A 19,598-nucleotide genomic window follows, 5' to 3' on the forward strand; every position below is an offset into this window, starting at 1 on the left:
AGGTGCGGCAGCAGGGTCGGGAGGCGGCCTCTTAGTCCGCTTCGGTGGTGAGGATACGCGGCGCCTGGGCTTTGAGCCTGAAGAGGTGCAGCAGCAGGGTCGGGAGGCGGCCTCTTAGCCCGCTTCGGTGGCGAGGGGACGCGGCGCCTGGGCCTTGAGGAAGGGGAGCAGCAGCAGGGCCGAGACCCCGGCCGCCACCGAGATGACCACGAAGAAGCCGTTCCAGTGCCAGATCTCCATCACCTTGGCCAGCGGATACCCCGACAGCGCCGCCCCCATGTAGGCAAACAGGCCGACGAAGCCGGTGGCGGCCCCGGCGCAATCCTTGTGGGAGCACTCGGCGGCCGCCATGCCGATCAGCATCTGGGGGCCGAACACGAAGAAGCCGATGGTGAAGAAGCAGGCCGCCTGCATCACGTAGCTGAAGAAGGGCATCAGCCAGAGCGACCCGACCGAGAGCAGTATCCCCATGGCGAAGATGAGGTTCATCGGGCCCCGGTTGCCGTTGAACAGCTTGTCCGAGCCCCAGCCCGCCACCAGGGCGCCGATAAAGCCCCCCACCTCGAACATCGAGATGGCCGAGTTGGCGCTCATCAGATTGAAGCCGCGCTGCTCCGTCATGTAGAGGTTGCCCCAGTCGTTGATGGCGGTGCGCACCACGTAGACCAGCACATAGCAGCAGGCGAGCAGCCAGATGTAGGGGTTGCCGAGCACGTATTTGTGCAGGATCTGGCGCGGGTCCAGGCCGACATCCTGGGTCTGCTGGGCCATCTCCAGGGCGTCATTTCGCCACTGTCCGACCGTGGGCAGCCCCAGGGTGCTCGGGGTGTCCCGCAGCCGCCAGCACAGCAGCAGCCCGGCCAGTATGGCGATGAGACCGGGCACTATCATGCCGTAGCGCCAGCCGTGCTGCAGGGCTATGGTGCTGACGATAAGCGGGATCAGGGCCCCGCCCACGTTGTGGGCGGTGTTCCAGGCAGACCACCAGAAGCCGCGCTCGGTCCTCGAGTACCAGCTGGTGAGCAGCTTGGAGCAGGGGGGCCAGCCCCAGCCCTGGAAGAAGGCGTTGGCAATCCAGAGTGCCACGAACATCCAGAGGGCCGACGAGAGGCCGAACAGTATGTTGATGGCCCCGGTCGCCATCAGCCCCAGCCCCATGAAGTAACGGGGGTTGGCCCTGTCGCTGATGATGCCTGAGACGAACTTGGAGCAGCCATAGGTGAGGTAGAAGAGGGTCCACATCATGCCGATGTCGGCCTTGTCCAGGATGCCGCTCGCCAGCATGTCCGGCATGGCGAAGTTGAAGCTCTTGCGGGTGAAGTAGAAGACCGCATAGCCCAGGTACATGGTCAGCAGTATGTGGAGGCGCCAATGGCGATAGCAGGCGTCTATCTCCCCCTTGTCCCGCATCGGCGGCGCCAGCTGGCGGCTCTTCATAAAGCTCAGCATGGGACGCCCTGCCTTCTGGATCCTGGATCAGTCATGGGACTCCTCCCGTTTGCGGCTGGGGAGGTTGACAGTCAGCTGGGTTCCCTGGGCGCAGGAGAGGCGCAGCGTGCCCCCCAGCGCCTGCACCCGCTCGCGAATGCCGAGCAGGCCATAGCCCTGGGGCGTCTGCTCGGGCAGGCCGCAGCCGTCGTCGTCCAGTTGCAGCAGCACCCTGTCGGCCTGCTGGCGGGCCAGTATGGTGACGGCGCTGGCATTGGCATGCTTGACCACGTTGTTGAGCCCCTCCTGACAGACCCGGAACAGGGTGACCCGCTGGGCGTCCGAGAGCGCCTCATCCACGAGCCCCCACTCCAGGCGGGTGACGATGCCGCGCCGCTCCAGCTCCAGCTCCCGCAGCAGGCCGCGCACCGCCTGCTCCAGACTCATGTCGTCGAGCTGGCGCGGGCGCAGGCGACCGAGCAGGCCGCGCACCGCATCGTAGATCCCGAGCGACAGCGTCTCGATAAGGGCGCTGCTCTGGCCGACATTGGGGTTATCCGGCGCGAGGCGGCGCACTATGCCTGCCTGGGTGCGGATGGCGGTGATGGTCTGGCCTATGTCGTCGTGCAGCTCCCTGGCCACCTCCTTGCGGATGCTCTCCTCGGTCTCCAGCAGCCGCTCGGTGAGCTGGCGGTTGTGGGCGAGCTGGCGGGTCAGCGCCTGGTTGAGCTCGCGCTGGCGCTGGATGCCGGCCCCCAGCAGCAGGCCGGTCAGGCTCTGGGCCAGCAGGGAGAGCAGCAGATCCAGGGGATGTTCGTGCCAGGCCTGGCCCGCCATCAGGGCCACCGTATTCATCAGGGTGGCGAGCAGGGCCCCCTGCCAGCCGTAGCGCCAGGCCATGGCCATGATGGGAATGGCGAGGCAGAAGGGGGTGAAGCGCACCAGGGAGTCCGGCAGGCCGAGCTGCAGCCCCAGGCTCAGCACGAACAGCAGCAGGTACCAGATGAGGTGGCGAAAGCGCCAGTCCACCGGCTGATCGATGAGGGCAGGACCGAGCGGCACCCAGGTGGCGCGGGTCAGATAGTGCCAGATCAGCATGCAGGTGGAGGTGAGGGTGAGGCCGCCGGTCAGGGTGAGCAGCAGGGCGGTGAGGCCATCTTCCCCCGCCAGATGCCAGAGCAGGGATTGCAGGGCCGCCGCCACAGTGACGGTGGCGAGCAGCACCAGCAGTTGCTGCCAGTCGTCACGAATGCGCTGGCGGCGGGCGATGAGCAGCGGCAGCAGGGTGAGCAGGCTGCCGGCCAGGATGAGGGGCCACAGGGGCATGCCCACCTCCCCATCGAGCCAGTGCAGCAGCAGGGCCTCACACAGCAGCAGGGGCGGCCAGTAGGAGAGGGGGCTCTGCAGCAGCAGGCCCAGACGCAGCCCGAAGGGGAACAGCAGCACCGCCAGCACCGGGCTCTCCACAAGGTGCAGCCCTATGCTCCAGAGGCAGAACCAGCCGGCGGTGAAGATGAAGCAGGCCGCCAGGGCGATGGCGACATAGCTGGCAAACCGAGAGATCACCAGCTGTCCAGCATGCGGTGGGCCAGCTCCACGTTGTTGTTGACGTTGAGCTTGTCCATCAGGTTGGCGCGGTGCACGTGCACCGTCTTGGGGGAGAGGCCGAGACGCTCGGCGATGGCCTTCACCTCCATGCCGCCGGCCAGCAGCTGGGCTACCTCCCGCTCCCGGTTGGTGAGGGGATCCCTGTGGCTGCTGGCGAGCTTGTGGGCGATGTCCGGGGTGAGGTAACAGCCCCCCTGGGCGGCGGTGCGCACCGCAGCGATCAGCTCCTCCGGGCTGCAGCGCTTGGAGAGAAACCCCTTGGCGCCGGCCTGCAGGGCCTGCTCGATGAGGGCCGGGCTGTCGTGCACCGACAGCATCACCACGGCGAGGCCGGCGGGCAGCTGCCTGAGCAGGTCCAGCCCGGATTGATCCGGCATGGAGATGTCGCACACGCACAGCTGGACGCCGCTGCCCGGCAAGCCGGCGAGGGCGTCGGCGGCGCTGCCAAATTCGGCGATGACCCGCAGATCGGGCTCGAGATTGAGCAACTGGGCAAAGCCGGAGCGGACTATCTGGTGATCGTCGATGAGGGCAATTTTTATCATGATGTCAGCCTGAAATCTGCGGCCAGGGCGCTGGCGCGGCCAACAAGATACTCCCGCTCGCCTTCTTGCTCAAGGGGAGGAGAGCCCCGGAGCTGGGGATGCGGCGATGGGTGCTTCACCTGAGTGCGGGATTCAGGGCGGCAATATAAGGAGAGGCACGCCCTGCTCGCCTGGGCGGCAGAGCGTGCCCGGCCCGGTCAGCGGTGCAGCTCGCCCGCGCGCTCCGGCTGATAGACCACCTCCAGTATCTCCACCTGTATGGTGCGCCCGGCCGGGCCCGGCCAGGCGATGCTGTCACCCACCTTCAAGCCAAGCAGGGCGCTGCCGACCGGTGCCAGCACGGAGATCTTCGACTCGTCCCCCTGCACGTCCTTCGGGTAGACCAGGGTCAGGCAGAAGTCGTTGCCGCTGTTCTGCATCTTGAAGCGCACCGTGCTGTTCATGGTGACCACGTCCGGCGGCATATCGGCGGGGTCGCGGATCTCGGCGCGGTTCAGCTCCTCCTGCAGGGCCAGGTGTTGCGGGTGGTTGCCGAGCAGTTGCTCGATGCGATCCAGATCCAGGTTGGAGATGACGAGATGAGGCTGTTGCATTGGGTATTCCTTATCAATGGCTGAAAGGACCAGGATGACGGACAAGCTGGTCGAAAAAGGGTTCGGATTGTGAGAATAGATCGCAAGCGCGATGCCCCCGAGCGACTCGCTGTCAGGGGCGAGGGCGGGGGCTCAACGGGGTGTGAGCAGACTGGAAAAAATCATGAGCGCTTTCATGGGGATACCATAACCATTCTGAATGGCTTTGGCAAATGTCCGGCCCAGTGTCAGGGCGCCTGATAATCGTACTGCTTGAGGATGTGCGCCAGGCTGCCATCCTCGCGCATCCCCTCGATCGCCTTGCGCCAGCGCAGCGCCTCGGCCGCAGGAAACCGCGGGCTGGCGGCCAGATAGAGGGCGCTCTCTTGCAGGGTGTCACCGCGCACCAGATCTCCCAGGGGCAAGCCGGCCCGCTGCTGGTTGTAGCGGGCCGTGTTCCAGGCCACGGCCCAACCCTGGATGCGGCCCAGCGCCAGCTTGCTGGCATTGTTGACCTCCTCGGTGACCAGCTCCCGGGTCACCCCCTTCAGGGGTTGGATCAGGCTCTGACCATGAGAACCACGCATCGCCCCCAGGGTCAGGCCGGTCAGTGCCTTGGCCGAGAGGGGGGCCGGGTGGTGCTGACGGTGGCTGACCAGCACGAAGGCCTCCTCCAGCAGGGGGGCAATCCAGAGGAACAGGGGTTCGCGCTGGGGATTTCGGGCCGGTGGCAGCAGCAGGACGTCCGCCCGGTGGCGGGTCTGGCTGAGGGCGCGGGCCAGCGGCATCAGCTCTATCTCCAGGGGCTCCCCGAGGCGGCGGGCCGCCTCCTCCAGCACCTCGATGGCCATGCCGCTCGGGGCCCCCTGCTGGGAGCGAATGACATAGGGGGGAATGTCTGCGGCCAGGACCACCACGGCGTGGGCGCCGGGGCCCGGGAAGAGGAGGGCGCAGCAGAATAGAAGCAGTAGGGGAAGGCGCATAGGAGACCGGGTCAGGGATGAGTACACAGAGTGTAACATCCCGTTACCCCAAGTCAGCCAACCCATCGGGGGGAGCGGGCCGTCAGTCGAAGAAGTCCCGCAGATCCAGGGTCTGGTAGCCGCCCAGCTGCTGCCAGGGCAACTGCCTTGGCAGGGGTTTGAGGGTCACCTCCATCCGGTAGCTGCGATAGCCGTCCAGGCTCGCGGACTCCACCACCAGGGGCAACTGCCATTGTCTAGACCAGAGGATGCGGGTGCGTTGCCTGCCCTCGCGTTTTTCGTACCAGCGGGCCTGCTCGGGGGCCGCGTCGTCGAGGGGGGTCATGCCTTGCAGCAAGGCCGGATCCACCAGGTGGCGAAGCTTGTCCCAGTGGGGGGTGAAGGCCACCTGGCCATACTCCTCCGGCGGCACCTCCACCAGCTGGTTGTGCCAGCTGTCGGCGTAGCGCAGTTGCAGCTCCCCCTGTGCGTCGCGGGTCACCCAGCGCGCCGCCATCTGGTGGGTGAAGTGCTTGTGGCCCGGGGTGGCATCGTGGCTGGCGTGGTAGGCGCGGGCGAGCGGCAGGGGGATGAGCCGCTGGCTCCACACCTGGTTGCCGACCCGGATCCATTTCTCCTGCCAGTGGTTCTCCCGGGCTATGCCGTCGCTGCTGGTGATCCTGTCCTGATAGCGGATGCGGGCGGCCAGATCGGGCGCCTCGTCGGCCAGCAGGGGGAAGCAGAGGCTGCTGCCAAGGAGCCATAACGGAAGTAACAGTCGCATCATGGGTGATCGCTCGAAAGAAGGGGCCCGGCGTGACACCGGGCCCGCTTTCTTACAGGCCGAGCGCCTCCCTGAGCTTGCCAAACACCAGGGTGTTGTCGAGGGTGCCCTTGAAGCGGCCGCTGCCGGCGCCGCCCGCGAACAGCATCACATCACCGCCGCCGTGGGTCTCCGAGCCCAGCTTGACCCCGGTCTCCTGCAGGTAGTCGTCCCCCATCACCTCGTTGCTGGTGAGGGTGGGGCGCTGGTCCGCGCGGTTCGGGCCGTTGCCGAACACCAGGGTAGTGAAGGGCTTGCCATCCACGTCGTTCTGGGTCGAGCCGTCGCCGTTTTTCACCAGATCCAGCACAGGGTTGCCCTTGGCGGAGTAACCGTTGATGGTCATGGTGTGGTCGTGATCGGCGGTGACCACGATCAGGGTATCGGTCAGGTCCACCTTGCCCAGCGCCGTCTTGACCGCCTCGTCCAGCGCCACCGCATCGGTCAGCGACCGTTTGGCATTGGTGGCGTGCAGGGCGTGGTCGATGCGGCCCCCTTCAACCATCAGGAAGTAACCCTGGCTGTTCTGGCTCAAGAGATCGATCGCCTTGGCGGTCATCTCGGAGAGGGACGGCTGGGTGTTGGCCGCTCCCTTGGCGACACGGTCCAGCTCGTAGTCGAGGTGGGACTTGGCACTGAACAGACCCAGCACCTTGCCGCTCTCTACCTTGGCGAGATCGCTCTGGGTGGTGACGTACTGATAGCCCTGGGCACCGAGCTCGGCGGTGAGATCCCGGCCATCGGCCCGGCCCCCCTTGTTGCTGGCGCTGTAGGGGGTCCAGTGATTGGCGCCGCCCCCCATCAGCACGTCCACCCCGTCCCCGAGCGCGGCGTTGAAGCCGGCGCCGCCCGGTACCGCCTGCTCGGCGATGGCGTAGGCCGCATCCCGGTGGCAGATGTGGGAGTAGGTGGCCGCCGGGGTGGCATGGGTCAGCTCGGTGGTGGTGACGGCCCCCACCGACTTGCCCGCCGCCTTGGCCAGCTCGAGTATGGTCGGCACCGGGGTGCCGTTGTCGCCGGTGCAGTTGTTGATGCCCTTGTTGCCGTTGGCATCCTTGGACGGCGCCACGGCCCTGGTGTCGCTGCTCATGGCGATCACCTCGTTGTTCATCTTGACCCCGGTGGTGTAGGCCGCCATGGAGGGGGCCGAGTCCGTGGTCTGGGCGTCGTGGGAGAAGGTCTTGATGCGGGCGCTGCGTGGCAGCTTCATCATCTCGAGATCACCCTCTTCCCCCACCTTGTAGAGGCGGGTGGCGGTGAGCACTGTGGGGCCCATGCCGTCGCCGATAAAGAGGATGACGTTCTTGGCGTCGGCGGCCTGGGCCTGGGAGAGGCCGCCGAGGGCGGCGAACAGGGCGGTGCACACCAGGGTCTTGTTCATGGTTTTTCTCACGGGAATGATCCTCACAGCTTGGCCGCAGCCTTGACCTTGCCGAACACGGCGGTGTTATCGAGTGAGCCGTGGAAGCTGTCAGCTCCCTGGCCTATGGCACCGAGGAAGACGTCGGTGCCGCCGTGGGTCTCGTTGCCTATCTCGCCCACCTTGACCACCACCTCCTGGTGATAGTCGTCGGCGGAGACGGTGGCATCGTCGAGCGGCGCCACGCTGCTGCGCGGGCCATCCACCCGGTTGTAGCCGTTGCCAAAGCCGATGATGGTGTAGGGCATGCCGTCGCTGTCCTTGCTCGGCTCGCCGGTCTCATAGTTCTTCACCAGCCCGAGCACCCCGGGGTTGCCGGCCGTGGTCTTGCCGGTGCGCTTGGCGTAGCCGTTCAGCACCAGCGTATGGTCATGGTCGGCGGTGACCACGATCAGGGTGTTCTTCAGCTCGGGGTCGGTTTTCTTCACCTCGTCCAGGGTGGCCTTGATGGCGTCGTCGAAGGCCAGGGTGTCCTGCAGGGCGCGCTTGGCGTTGGTGTCGTGCAGGGCGTGATCGATGCGGCCCCCCTCCACCATCAGGAAGTAGCCCTTCTCCTTGTCCTTGAGCTGCTTGATGGCGGCCAGGGTCATCTGGGCCAGCGACGGCTCGCTGGCGGGCCTGTCGAGGTCATATTTCATGTGGCTGGCGCCAAACAGCCCCAGCAGCGGCTTGCCCGCCTCGGCCTGGTTCAGCTCGTCCAGGGTGCTGGCAAACTGGTAGCCCTTGGCCTGCATCTCGTCGATGAGGTTGCGGCCATCTTCTCGCTTGCCCTTGTCGGCTTTTGGCAGGAAGAAGCTGCTGCCGCCACCGAGCACCACGTCCAGCCCCTCTTTCAGGGCCGTGTTGTAGCCAGCGCCGCCCGGTACCAGCTGGGCGGCGATGTCGGCTTCCAGATCCCGGTTGCAGATGTGGGCATAGGTGGCAGCCGGGGTGGCGTGGGTCACCCGGGTGCTGGTGACCACGCCGGTGCCGCGGCCGTCGGCCTTGGCCAGCTCCAGCAGGGTGGTGACCGGCTTGCCGGCGCTCATGCTGCAGTCGCTCTCATAGGTAGCGTCGCTGTCCATGCTGATGACGCCGTTGTTGCTCTTGACCCCCGTCATGTAGGCCGCCATGGAGGGGGCCGAGTCGGTGACCTGGGCGTCGTGGGAGAAGGTCTTGATGAAGGCCGTTTCCGGCAGGGTGTCTATGGTGAGGCTGCCCTCTTCCCCCACGCCGTAGATGCGGGCGGCGGTCAGGGTGTTGAGGCCCATGCCGTCGCCGAGGAAGAAGATGACGTTTTTGGCGCTGGGCTCCGGGGTGCTGCTGTCGTTGTTGGAGTTGCAGCCGGCGACCAGGGTGGCGCCTATCATCACTGCAAGTCCTGCCATGTTTCTCATTGGGGTTCGCTCCTTGTAAAACCTGAGCGCAGCCTAGAGGGGGCAGATGACACTTTTAGTGAGTCTGGATGACAATACGGTGAAGGTGCCAGGTAAATGTTATGTTGTATCAATGAGTTATTGATTACTGTCTGGCCTTTGGCCCCGGGCGGTCGTGGTGACACCGGCGCCGCTGCCGTGCACGCCCGTTGCCATAATGGCCTGTCAAATCGGGGCCACAGCAGGTAAAATGCGCCCCCTTGCGATGAGTGCCAGCGGTCTGGCGCATCACCAGGCGCCCGCAGCCCCCGGCGGGAGCCCGCATCCCCAATGAGAGAGTAACGGATATGTCCATCAACTGGTTCCCCGGCCACATGCACAAGGCCCGCAAAGAAATTGCCGAGGTCATGCCCCAGGTCGATGTCATCATCGAGATGCTCGATGCCCGCATCCCCTTCTCCAGCGAGAATCCCCTGGTGCCCGAGCTGCGTGGGGATACTCCCGTCATCAAGGTGCTGAACAAGGCGGATCTCGCCGATCCGGCGATCACCGAGCTGTGGGTGGCGCACATGGAACAAGAGAAGGGGATCAAGGCGTTGCCCCTGACCCAGCAGGAGCCGGAGAAGATCAAGGCGCTGCTGACCCTGTGCCACGAGATGCTGCCGGAGCGCAACTTTGACCTGCGAGGGGTGCGGGCCATGATCATGGGCATCCCCAACGTGGGCAAGTCCACCCTGATCAACACCCTGGCGGGGCGCATCATAGCCCGCACCGGCAACGAGGCGGGGGTGACCAAGTCCCAGCAGCGGATCAAGCTGGACAACAACGTCATCCTGACCGATACCCCGGGTTTCCTCTGGCCCAAGCTCAACCCGCCCTCCTGCGGCTACCGGCTGGCCATCACAGCGGCCATCAAGGACACCGTCTTCGACTACGCCGACATCGCCATGTTCGCCGCCGATTACTTCATCAAGGCCTACCCGGAGCGGATCAAGGCGCGCTACCAGATTAGCGATCTGCCCGAGACCGAGATCGAGTTGCTGGAGCTCATCGCCCGCCAGCGCGCCTTCATGCGCAAGGGCGGCCTGGCGGATCTGCACAAGGCCTCCGAGATCCTGGTCAACGAGTTCCGATCCGGCATGCTGGGGCGCATCTCCCTGGAGACCCCGGAGATGGTGAGCGCCGAGATCGTGCTGGCGGCCGAGGAGGCGGAGCAGAAGGCCAAGGAGAAGGCGGAGCGGGAAGAGGAGCGCCAGGCGCGGGCCCGTCGCAAGTACGCCAGAAAGCGTCAGAAATAACCGCTATTGTGGCAGGAATAACGAAGAGGCGACCCCGGGGTCGCCTCTTCTGTTATGGCTTTTATGGTCAGGGACGAGGCAAGGAAAAAGTAGCCGAAACGATGGCGCGCCCATAGCGCAAGGGAGCAGCCCCGCTTTACCTTGATGCCGCCGCTAACAGAGGGATGAAGATCCCCATCCGGCCCTATCCCTTCCAGTCCAAGGCCCGTTTGGTCAGTGGGTTCATCCTGCTGACGGGCAGGGGGTGCAGGGGGCAGCACCAGGGCGCAAGGCCTGTGCGAAGCAAACCTGGCTGCGGTTCGTTCAGCGCCGATTGACAATGGCTTTGGCGGTGGCATGATGCGCTCGCATTTTGACTCTCCCCACGGTTTTATCCATGACCACATACTCCCGGCCAGTGCTGTTATTGCTCTGTGGCCTGCTGCTGTTGACCCTGGCCATCGCAGTGTTGAATACCCTGGTGCCGCTCTGGCTCGCCCATGACCAGCTGCCGACCTGGCAGGTGGGCATGGTCGGCTCCGCCTATTTTTGCGGCAACCTGCTGGGGACCCTGCTGGCGGGGGTGCTGATCAAACGCGCCGGGTTCAACCGCAGCTACTACCTGGCGTCTCTGATCTTTGCCGCAGGCTGTGTGGGCCTAGGAGTCACCCTGGGGTTCTGGAGCTGGCTCGCCTGGCGCTTCATCGCCGGCATCGGCTGCGCCATGATCTGGGTGGTGGTGGAGAGTGCGCTGATGTGCAGCGGCAACGCGCGCAACCGGGGGCGCCTGCTCGCCGCCTACATGATGGTCTATTACCTGGGGACTGTGCTCGGGCAACTGCTGGTCAGCACGCTGCCGACCGCGCTGATGGACGTGTTGCCCTGGGTGACTGGCCTGGTATTGGCCGCTATCTTGCCGCTGCTGTTTACCCGCATTGTCAGCGAGCAGGGGGAGCCGCAGGGGGCAACCCGGGTGTGGCCCATGCTGCGCCTGCGTCAGGCGCGCCTCGGGGTCAATGGCTGCGTCATCTCCGGCATCGTATTGGGGTCGCTCTATGGCCTGATGCCGCTCTACCTGAACCACCAGGGGGTGAGTGATGCCGGTATCGGCTACTGGATGGCGGTGATGGTGAGCGCTGGCATCCTGGGGCAGTGGCCCGCCGGCCGTCTGGCAGACAGGTTCGGTCGTTTGCCGGTACTGCGGCTGCAGGTGCTGGTGGTCATCCTGGGCGCCTTGGCGATGCTCGGCAACCTGGCGATGGGGCCGGCGCTCTTCATCCTGGGCGCCGCCGGTTTTACCCTCTATCCGGTGGCCATGGCCTGGGCCTGCGAGAGGGTCGAGCAGCATCAGCTGGTGGCGATGAATCAGGCGCTGCTGCTGAGCTACACCATAGGCAGCCTGCTCGGCCCGGCCTATACCGCGCTCTTGATGCAGCACTACTCGGATAAGCTGCTGTTTATCATGATTGCCAGCGTCTCCTTCATCTATCTGCTGATGCTGCTGCGCCCCATGGGTGAGCATCCGACGCCGGTGGCCCATGCCTGATGGCTGTGTCTGATGGCGAGTGTCTGATGGGAAGAGGCGCCGAGAGCCAGGCATGATGCCCTGTGCTGTCTATGGTGACAGGGGCAGCAAAAGGCAGCTGTGCCCTATACAACAAGGCGGCCCCTGGGCCGCCTTGTTGTTATCAGGGGCTGGGGAGGGAGAAAGGGGCGCTAGCCATGGCGCTTTTTCGCCTCTTCGAACAGGGACAGGTGGAGGGGGATCAACTGTCGCCAGTCGCGCCGATAGCCGCCTCCCGGTACGGCGGCAATGGGCAGGCCGTGGCTTATCGCGCAGTCAAACACCATGGCGTCCCGCTGGCGCACCCCGGCGTCGCTCAGGGAGAGATAGCCGAGCTCGTCGGCCTGGTGCACGTCGACCCCGGCCTGATAGAGGATGAGGTCGGGGCGGTAGAGGCGCAGCGCCAGAGAGAGCGCCTGGGCCAGGGTCTCGAGGTAGGCGTCGTCCTTCATACCGCTTGGCAGGGCAAAGTCCAGATGGGAGGCGGGCTTGTGGTGGGGGAAGTTGTGCTCGCCATGCAGGGAGAGGGTGATGATCTCCCGGCTCCCCGTGCACAGGGCGGCGCTGCCATCCCCTTGGTGGACATCGAGATCCACGATGAGCACCTGCTCACAGCGCCCCTCGTCGAGGCAGGCCCGGGCTGCGATCACCAGATCGTTGAACAGGCAGAAGCCGCTGCCAAAGTCCCTGTGGGCGTGATGATAGCCGCCGGAGATCTGCAGGCCGCAGCCCTGCTCGAGGGCGTGGCGGCTGGCGGCCAGGGTGGCCCCGACCGAGCGCAGGGTGCGCTCCATCAGCATGGGTGACCAGGGAAAGCCGAGCCGGCGGATGGCGCCGTCATCCAGGGTGCCGGCAAGGGCCGCTTCCACATAACCGGCGTCGTGCACTCTTTTGATCTGCTCAGGCGTGGCGGGCGCGGCCTCTGCCAGCGGATAGCCCAGTGCTGCCAGGTGCTGGTAGAGCGCCTGATACTTGGCCAGGGGAAAGCGGTGCCGCTCGGGCAGTGTCAGGGAGGAGTAATAGGGGTAGTAGAAGATGCGCAGGGACATGGCAATAGGCCCGAACTGATATGAAAAAGGGGAGCCAGGCTCCCCTCTATGCATAAAGCGACGCGCTGCGCCCTTATTGCTGCTGGATAACCCAGATCTGGAAGGCTTTGCGGGTTTCCGCATCGGCCTTGTTGTACCAGTTTTGCAGCTGGGTCAGGGCTTCCGGATTGCTCTGGGCCTTGCTCGGCGCCACTTCCACCGGTGCGCTGGCGGCGGCCATCACGGCAGCGGTGGAGACGGCAACGGTCGCTGGCTGGTTGAAGGCCTTGCCCATCTTGATCAGCTCCTGCTGATAGTCGCGGGTCAGCTGGAAGCCACCCACTTTCGGCATGACGAACTGCTCGCTGGCCAGAACCTGACCGCTGACCTTGTCCTTGAGCACGACTTTCTGCTCTTTGACAAATTGCTGGGCTTCAGACTCGTTACGGGGCTTCTTGAAATCCAGCACCAGGGTCTGGTTGTCACCGGCGGTGAAGTTGATCACCAGGGGCTCGGCGGTCACCAGTTTGATTTCGCTGCGGCTGGAGTAGTTGCCTTCGAAGGCCACCACTACCTGGTGCTTGCCGGCACTGATGGGGAAGCTGCTGGTCTTGTCCAGCAGTTTGGGATTGATGGATTCGCCATCGAGCAGCTGCATCACGTAGGGATTCTGTATTTCCAGTTGGCTATCAGCCAGGGCGCTACCTGCCCACAACAGACCAGCCAGAGCCGGCACCAGAACAGTCAGTTTCATTTCATCTCCTTGAACAGTCAGGCGATTGCCCACTGAAAAATAGGGGCTCATTTTTACAGGTTTGCCCCACAGCAGCAATAGCGGTTTATGGCGCCGCCCGGCAGCAGCTTGATGATGCATCTGTCAAATCAACCCGGCGTGTTTCATTCGATGCGTCGGGTGAAGGGGGGGAGGGCGTCCAGCAACCCCTTGCCGTAGCGCTTGGTAAGAAGGCGCCGGTCGAGAATGGTTACCCGGCCCCGATCGGCCTCCTTGCGGATCAGGCGGCCACAGGCCTGGATGAGCTTGCGGGACGCCTCCGGTACCGTCAACTGCAGGAAGGGGTTGCCGCCGCGTTTTTCGACCCACTCGGCGGTCGCCTCCTCCACCGGGGAGTTCGGCACCGCGAAGGGGAGCTTGGTGATCACCAGGTTGGTGAGGTAGTGACCGGGGAGATCCAGCCCTTCCGAGAAGCTGCCGGTGCCAAACAGGATGCTGGCCTGACCGCCGTCGCATTTCTGTTTGTGCAAGGTCAGCAGGGCGTTGCGGGACGCTTCCCCCTGCACCAGCAGGGAGAGCCCCTTGGCCCGCAGGCCCACCGCCACCTCGTTCATCTGGCGGTAGGAGGAGAAGAGCACCAGGCTCGCCTCCTTGCCCGCCAGCAGCCGGGGCAGGGTATCGACCAGCTCCTGGGTAAAGCCGGGTGCGCTCGGTTCATGGGCCATCTTGGGCAGATAGAGCTCGGCCTTGTGGTACTCGAAAGGAGAGCGCAGGCGCAGGTAGCGAGTGCCGTCGTGCTCCTTGAGTCCCACCTGGTGGCGGAAATAGCTGAAGGAGGAGAGGGCGGTGAGGGTGGCCGAGACCAGCACGGCGCCCAGACAGCGGGACCAGAGCCACTCTTCCAGCAGATAACCCACCTCTATGGGAGAGGCGTGCAGCCAGATGTCCCCGTCCTCGCTCCTGGCCATCCAGCGGGCCAGCGGTGTCTTGCCAGTGGGCACGTGACGGCTCAGCATCTCCCACAGGGCGCAGAAGCTCTCCAGCCGCTGCAGGTGAAAACCGCTCTCCGCCAGCAGAGGCTCGGCCTCCTTGCGACGGATTTCGCCGTCCTTGAGCGCCTCGCCGATGGCGCCCTGCATCCTGTCCAGCGCCCGCAGCGCCTTCTTGCTCGCCTCCTTCAGGTTCTCCGCCAGCATGGGCAGGGGATCGGGCAGGACCCCTTCGGCAAATCTGTGGTGCTGCTCTGAGCCAAATAGGTGATCGTTGCCAGCGAGCCACTGCTCCAGCGCCTTGAGATCCGGCTGCAAGGAGGCCAGGGCATCCTGCAGCTTGAGCTGGGGGTCGAGCAAGCTCTCCTTGTTCAGCGCCCTGGCCAGCTTGCCAGCGCTTTGCACCAGCTTTTCCAGCCAGCGGCGGGATCCCTTGATGCTGGCAGAGGCTGCGCCGTGATCCCGGGCTATGGTCGGCAGGTGATGGGCCTCATCCAGCACATAGATACACTCGTCCGGTGGCGGCAGTATGATGCCGCCGCCCATGGTGAGGTCGGAGAGCAGCAGGGCATGGTTGACCACCAGCACATCGGCGGCGTCCATGTCGTTCCTGGCACGGTGGAAGGGGCAGTGCTGATGATGGCTGAGCGCCTTGTTGCAACTGTGGCGATCGGCGGCGATGCGATCCCAGCAAGTGTCCGGGATGGGCTTGGGCCAGTTGTCCCTGTCCCCGTCCCACTTCCCCTCGGTATAGGCCTGCCACAGCGCCTGATAGCGCTCCTTGTCAGAATCTGACGGCTTGTGCTTGCTCAAGCTCCCGAAATCGAGTTCGAAATTGGCCATATCGGCGCCACTTGCCGCTTGTTCAAGCAGATGTTCGCAGCAGTAACGCTGACGCCCCTTGACCAGCATGAAGCGAAACGGCAGCTCGCTGTGGCGATGGTAGAACGGCAGGTCCTTGTGGATCAGCTGCTCCTGCAGGGCGACGGTGGCGGTGGAGATCACCAGCTTCTTCTGGGTGAGCCGCGCCACCGGGATGGCGCCCTGGGCATAGGAGAGGGACTTGCCGATGCCGGTGCCCGCCTCGGCCACCAGGATGCGGCGACTCTTCTCATACTCTCCGGTGAGTGTCTTGGCGATTTCGGCCACCAGAAAATTCTGCTCCTTGCGCGGCACAAAACCGGGTAAACCATCGGCAATCTGTCGATAGGTATTGCGAATGGTGGCTTTGAGGCGAGTGGATAGCATGAATGGGGCGTGACCGTGTCTGGGATGAATGGTCACAGGATACCCGCAACAGGCGGCCGGGGTCGAGGCAAGGCGAGGCAGGGGTTGCGGGCCGGGATCCGCACTTATGTCATGGGGCTGATTTTGCGTGCAATAAACCACCAAAAAAAGGTTGTTCAGGCAGCAAGTATCGCTGTAAACGTTTTCCCTGGGAGGGCAAACAATATGGGATTCAGCTCACAATTTTTTCCCTATGACTATGGTTTTCTCAAAAAGTTCCAAGTTTTTTCGTTGCGGATCGTAAAACCCGGTGATAGTCTCGGCGGCATAGTGATGCAAAGAACATCGCTAACACAGGGAATAACAAGGACTTAGTGTTTAATTACAGTAGGCATTGGAAACAACTATGAAAAAGACAATTCTGGCTATTGCTATCCCGGCTCTGTTCGCATCTGCCGCTAACGCCGCAGTCGTTTATGACAAAGACGGCACCTCCTTTGATATCTACGGCCGTGTTCAGGCCAACATGTACGGTGAGCACGACGACACCGACGCTGAGCTGGTCGGTTCTTCCCGTCTGGGCTGGTCCGGTAAAGTTGCGCTGAACAACACCTGGTCCGGTATCGCCAAGACCGAGTGGCAAGTCTCTGCCGAAAACTCTGCCAACAAGTTTGACTCCCGTCACATCTACGTTGGTTTCGATGGCACCCAGTACGGCAAGATCATCTTCGGCCAGACCGACACCGCGTTCTACGACGTGCTGGAGCCGACCGATATCTTCAACGAATGGGGTGACGTAGGTAACTTCTACGACGGTCGTCAAGAAGGCCAGATCATCTACTCCAACACCTACGGTGGCTTCAAGGGCAAACTGTCCTATCAGACCAACGATGACAAAGCCGTCAAGGTTACTGACATCGGTCAAGGCATCAAAGAGACCGAGGTTTATGGTCCGAACGCTAAACGTAACTACGGTTACGCCGCTGCAGCCGGCTATGACTTCGACTTCGGTCTGGGCCTGAACGCTGGTTACGCTTACTCCGACCTGGAAAGCACCGCTTCCAGCGCTTCTGGCGACAAGAAAGAGTGGGCCCTGGGCGCACACTACGCCATCAACGGTTTCTACTTCGCTGGTATGTACACCCAGGGTGACCTGAGCTACGACAACACCACCCAAGGTAGCAACAAGGACAAGGGTCGTGGCTACGAGCTGGCTGCTTCCTACAACGTAGACGCCTGGACCTTCCTGGCTGGCTACAACTTTGCCGAAGGCAAGGTTCTGTCCAACTCTGCCGGTTCTTCCTACGAAGACATCGTTGACGAAACCCTGCTGGGTGTTCAGTACAACTTTACTTCCAAGTTCAAGGCTTACACCGAGTACAAGATCCAGGGTATCAACGACAAGGATGACGAAGTCACTGTTGCCCTGCAATACAACTTCTAATCCAGTCTTAGTACGGATTTAGTTGATAAACGGCCAAGCTTGCTTGGCCGTTTTGTTTTATCTGTCTTTCACCTCTTTCAGTTCCCCGCCGTTTGGCCCTGCGCCAGGTCACGTTGTCTCTTTTCCGCCCTTGGCTCCTTGGTCGTAAATCGCTAGATTATTCAATTCGTTGAAAGATGGTCAGCCGACAGGGAAGGATGCGTGTGATCGATTTCAGTCACCCCGAGTGGCGAGCGCTGGCTCAGCAATTGCTGGACGAGGCGCCCCAGGTTATCCGCGGTCGCCAATGGCAGCCCCTCATCGGCATGCTCAGGGACAATCAGTTGCTGCTTCCCCTTGGCAATCACCGCTATGAGCTGACCCCGGCTGGACGGCGCTATCTCACCCGTGAGCTGATGCTGGCCGAGCTGGCCTGTGCCCCCCCCGAGCCCGAGGAGTGGCTCCATGCTCAGGGTTGGCAACTGGGGGAGCGGGTCAACGAACGGGTGCTGGCGGCGCTCTATCGCAAGGGGGAGGCGAGCTTCAGTCCGGTTGAGCAGATCAACTTCGAAGACAAGGGGATACGGCTGTGCAGCGATCTGCCGCTGCGGCTGCGGGCCGCCCGCCCGTTCAGCCTGTTCTTCAGCGGTGGCACCCTGCTCGATGCGGCCCCCTGGTTGCGCACCCTGGGAGAGGTGGCGCTACCCGCCCGCACCCTGGCGGGTCTTGGCAAGATCCTGTGGGGGGAGGGGGAGATCCAGCGGGTGATCAGCACAGATTCCGTTGGCGTCTTCGCCGAGCTGAGTCTCCCGGATGATGCCTTGCTGGTCTGGCTGCCCGCCCAGGATCCCGGTGCCCTGCAACCCCTGATTGCCGCCTTGCCTCCCCAGACCCTCTGGAGCCACCTCACAGCATTGGACCCGGCCGGTGTCGACAGGGTCCTGGTATTGGCCCAGCGGCTGGGGCGCCCGGCCAGCTGGTGGCTGCCCCGGGAGCTGGCCCCCATCAAGGAGGCCTATGCCGCCCCTCTGCAGGATGCTCGTCCCTGGGAGCCGAGCCGGATCCCCCGTCCATTGCGGGCCTTGTGCAGCGATCTGGTGGAGTCCAACCGTGGCCTGTCGGCCGAAGTATGTGCCCTGGCATCGGGCTGGCATGCCATCGGCTGACGAGGCCGTCATCCCCCTTGAGAAAGCGGTTTTCCCCTATGGAAGGCAGTGGTATAAAGAGTTGACGGAGCGCTCGCCAAAGGGGCGCTTTTGTTTGCCAACCTACTTTGCCAGCCAACGAACTCAACGGAATACAGGGAATACCATGTTTGAAAAGGTTGTTGCCGCCCCAGCGGATCCGATCCTGGGCCTGACCGAAGCCTTCCGTGCCGACTCTCGCAGCCACAAGATCAATCTGGGGGTCGGGATCTACAAGGATGAGACCGGTGCCACTCCTATCCTTCATTGCGTCAAGAAAGCCGAGCAGAAGCTGCTCACCGACGAGAAGACCAAGAACTACCTCGGTATTGAAGGCAATATCGAATATGGCCGCATAGTGCAGCAACTGCTGTTCGGGCAGGACTCTGCCCTGGTCGCCAGCGGCCGCGCCAAGACAGCCCAGGCGCCGGGTGGTACAGGGGCCCTGCGTATCGCCGCCGAGTTCGTGGTGCGCAACGGTCTGGCCAAGACCATCTGGATCTCCGATCCCACCTGGGCCAACCACGTCAGCGTGTTCCAGGCCGCCGGCCTCACCGTCAAGTGGTACAAGTACTACGATGCGGCGACCAAGGGTCTCGACTTTGCCGCCATGCAGGCGTCGCTTTCCGAAGCGCAGGCCGGCGATCTGGTGCTGCTGCACGGCTGCTGCCACAACCCGACCGGCATTGACCCCACCGCGGATCAGTGGCGTGCCCTAGCCAAACAGAGCGCCGCCGCCGGCTGGCTGCCGCTGTTTGACTTCGCCTATCAGGGCTTTGCCCGTGGTATCGAAGAGGATGCCGAGGGGCTGCGCATCTTCGCCGAGTGCCACGACGAGCTGCTGGTGGCGAGCTCCTTCTCCAAGAACTTCGGCCTCTACAACGAGCGGGTCGGCGCCTTCACCCTGGTGAGCGCGACCAAGGCGATTGCCGATGTGGCCTTCACCCAGGTCAAGACCGTCATCCGTGCCAACTACTCCAACCCGCCGTCACACGGCGCCGCCGTGGTGACCACCATCGTCAGCGATCCGGCCCTCTATGCAGAGTGGGTGGAAGAGGTGGCGGCCATGCGGGTGCGCATTCGCGAGATGCGCGAGCTGCTGGTGGAGAAACTCGGCGCCCTCGGCGTGAGCCAGGACTTCAGCTTCATCCGCGAGCAGAACGGCATGTTCTCCTTCTCCGGTCTCTCCAAGGATCAGGTGGAGCGCCTCAAGAGCGAGTTTGCCATCTACATCGTCGGCTCCGGCCGGATCAGCGTGGCCGGGATCACCCGCGCCAACATAGATCCCCTGTGCGACGCCATCGCCAAGGTGCTGTAACTGAGGCGAAGAGGTTCTATGCGGGAGTCACCCGCGTCAATATAGATCCCCTGTGCGATGCCATCACCAAGGTGCTGTAAACACAACCATCGGCATCCGCTCAGTAAAAAGCCCGCCAGGCGTCCCCTGGCGGGCTTTTTCA

At 63.6% G+C, this 19,598-nt stretch carries 16 protein-coding genes; 5 read left to right on the forward strand and 11 right to left on the reverse strand.

Features of this window, described 5'->3' with window-relative positions:
- Positions 1–114 precede the first annotated feature (114 nt).
- From uhpC to AC1IN8_RS16500, 8 genes are all read right to left on the reverse strand, one after another.
- The gene (gene uhpC, locus AC1IN8_RS16465) at positions 115–1,449 is read right to left on the reverse strand and encodes an MFS transporter family glucose-6-phosphate receptor UhpC (RefSeq protein WP_479759695.1); all 1,335 of its coding nucleotides are present in this window, start codon (positions 1,447–1,449) and stop codon (positions 115–117) included.
- Between the two features lie 27 nt (positions 1,450–1,476).
- Positions 1,477–2,994 (reverse strand): signal transduction histidine-protein kinase/phosphatase UhpB, encoded by a 1,518-nt coding sequence (gene uhpB, locus AC1IN8_RS16470; RefSeq protein WP_479759697.1) that lies wholly within the window; start codon positions 2,992–2,994, stop codon positions 1,477–1,479.
- The gene (gene uhpA / locus AC1IN8_RS16475; RefSeq protein ID WP_202046104.1) at positions 2,991–3,581 is read right to left on the reverse strand and encodes a response regulator transcription factor UhpA; all 591 of its coding nucleotides are present in this window, start codon (positions 3,579–3,581) and stop codon (positions 2,991–2,993) included. Before uhpA ends, uhpB begins: the two co-directional genes overlap by 4 nt.
- A gap of 197 nt (positions 3,582–3,778) precedes the next feature.
- Positions 3,779–4,174, reverse strand: coding sequence for a nucleoside diphosphate kinase regulator (rnk, locus tag AC1IN8_RS16480; protein ID WP_025327497.1), 396 nt, complete (start codon positions 4,172–4,174; stop codon positions 3,779–3,781).
- 227 nt (positions 4,175–4,401) lie between these two features.
- Positions 4,402–5,136 carry a substrate-binding periplasmic protein gene (locus tag AC1IN8_RS16485; protein ID WP_479759699.1) on the reverse strand — a complete coding sequence of 245 codons (735 nt, stop codon included), beginning with the start codon at positions 5,134–5,136 and terminating at the stop codon, positions 4,402–4,404.
- A gap of 82 nt (positions 5,137–5,218) precedes the next feature.
- Positions 5,219–5,902, reverse strand: a complete 684-nt coding sequence (locus AC1IN8_RS16490; RefSeq protein ID WP_479759701.1) for a hypothetical protein — start codon at positions 5,900–5,902, stop codon at positions 5,219–5,221.
- Positions 5,903–5,951: 49 nt separating this feature from the next.
- The gene (locus tag AC1IN8_RS16495; protein WP_479759757.1) at positions 5,952–7,319 is read right to left on the reverse strand and encodes an alkaline phosphatase; all 1,368 of its coding nucleotides are present in this window, start codon (positions 7,317–7,319) and stop codon (positions 5,952–5,954) included.
- Between the two features lie 23 nt (positions 7,320–7,342).
- Complete coding sequence (locus AC1IN8_RS16500) at positions 7,343–8,734, reverse strand: alkaline phosphatase (RefSeq protein WP_479759703.1); 1,392 nt, start codon at positions 8,732–8,734, stop codon at positions 7,343–7,345.
- 326 nt (positions 8,735–9,060) lie between these two features.
- Between AC1IN8_RS16500 and ylqF the strand changes: the two genes are divergently transcribed.
- The gene (gene ylqF / locus AC1IN8_RS16505) at positions 9,061–10,011 is read left to right on the forward strand and encodes a ribosome biogenesis GTPase YlqF (RefSeq protein ID WP_139437034.1); all 951 of its coding nucleotides are present in this window, start codon (positions 9,061–9,063) and stop codon (positions 10,009–10,011) included.
- Positions 10,012–10,387: 376 nt separating this feature from the next.
- A complete protein-coding gene (locus tag AC1IN8_RS16510) occupies positions 10,388–11,536 on the forward strand; it encodes an MFS transporter (protein ID WP_479759705.1) in 1,149 nt (382 codons plus the stop codon).
- 170 nt (positions 11,537–11,706) lie between these two features.
- Here AC1IN8_RS16510 and AC1IN8_RS16515 read toward each other — a convergent pair whose 3' ends face one another.
- The 3 genes from AC1IN8_RS16515 to dinG form a co-directional block, all read right to left on the reverse strand.
- Positions 11,707–12,603 carry a histone deacetylase family protein gene (locus tag AC1IN8_RS16515; protein WP_479759707.1) on the reverse strand — a complete coding sequence of 299 codons (897 nt, stop codon included), beginning with the start codon at positions 12,601–12,603 and terminating at the stop codon, positions 11,707–11,709.
- Positions 12,604–12,676: 73 nt separating this feature from the next.
- Positions 12,677–13,336 carry a YccT family protein gene (locus AC1IN8_RS16520; protein WP_139436930.1) on the reverse strand — a complete coding sequence of 220 codons (660 nt, stop codon included), beginning with the start codon at positions 13,334–13,336 and terminating at the stop codon, positions 12,677–12,679.
- Positions 13,337–13,479: 143 nt separating this feature from the next.
- Complete coding sequence (gene dinG, locus AC1IN8_RS16525) at positions 13,480–15,552, reverse strand: ATP-dependent DNA helicase DinG (protein ID WP_139436932.1); 2,073 nt, start codon at positions 15,550–15,552, stop codon at positions 13,480–13,482.
- Positions 15,553–15,937: 385 nt separating this feature from the next.
- On the opposite strand from dinG, the gene AC1IN8_RS16530 reads away from it, so the two are divergent.
- The 3 genes from AC1IN8_RS16530 to AC1IN8_RS16540 all read left to right on the forward strand — a co-directional run bounded on the left by AC1IN8_RS16530 (position 15,938) and on the right by AC1IN8_RS16540 (position 19,456).
- Positions 15,938–16,975 carry a porin gene (locus tag AC1IN8_RS16530; protein WP_139436934.1) on the forward strand — a complete coding sequence of 346 codons (1,038 nt, stop codon included), beginning with the start codon at positions 15,938–15,940 and terminating at the stop codon, positions 16,973–16,975.
- A gap of 203 nt (positions 16,976–17,178) precedes the next feature.
- Positions 17,179–18,120, forward strand: coding sequence for a hypothetical protein (locus AC1IN8_RS16535; RefSeq protein ID WP_162519222.1), 942 nt, complete (start codon positions 17,179–17,181; stop codon positions 18,118–18,120).
- 145 nt (positions 18,121–18,265) lie between these two features.
- Positions 18,266–19,456 carry an amino acid aminotransferase gene (locus tag AC1IN8_RS16540; protein WP_319916656.1) on the forward strand — a complete coding sequence of 397 codons (1,191 nt, stop codon included), beginning with the start codon at positions 18,266–18,268 and terminating at the stop codon, positions 19,454–19,456.
- Positions 19,457–19,598 lie beyond the last annotated feature (142 nt).

The sequence above is a fragment of the Aeromonas sp. 130281 genome (assembly GCF_056642115.1).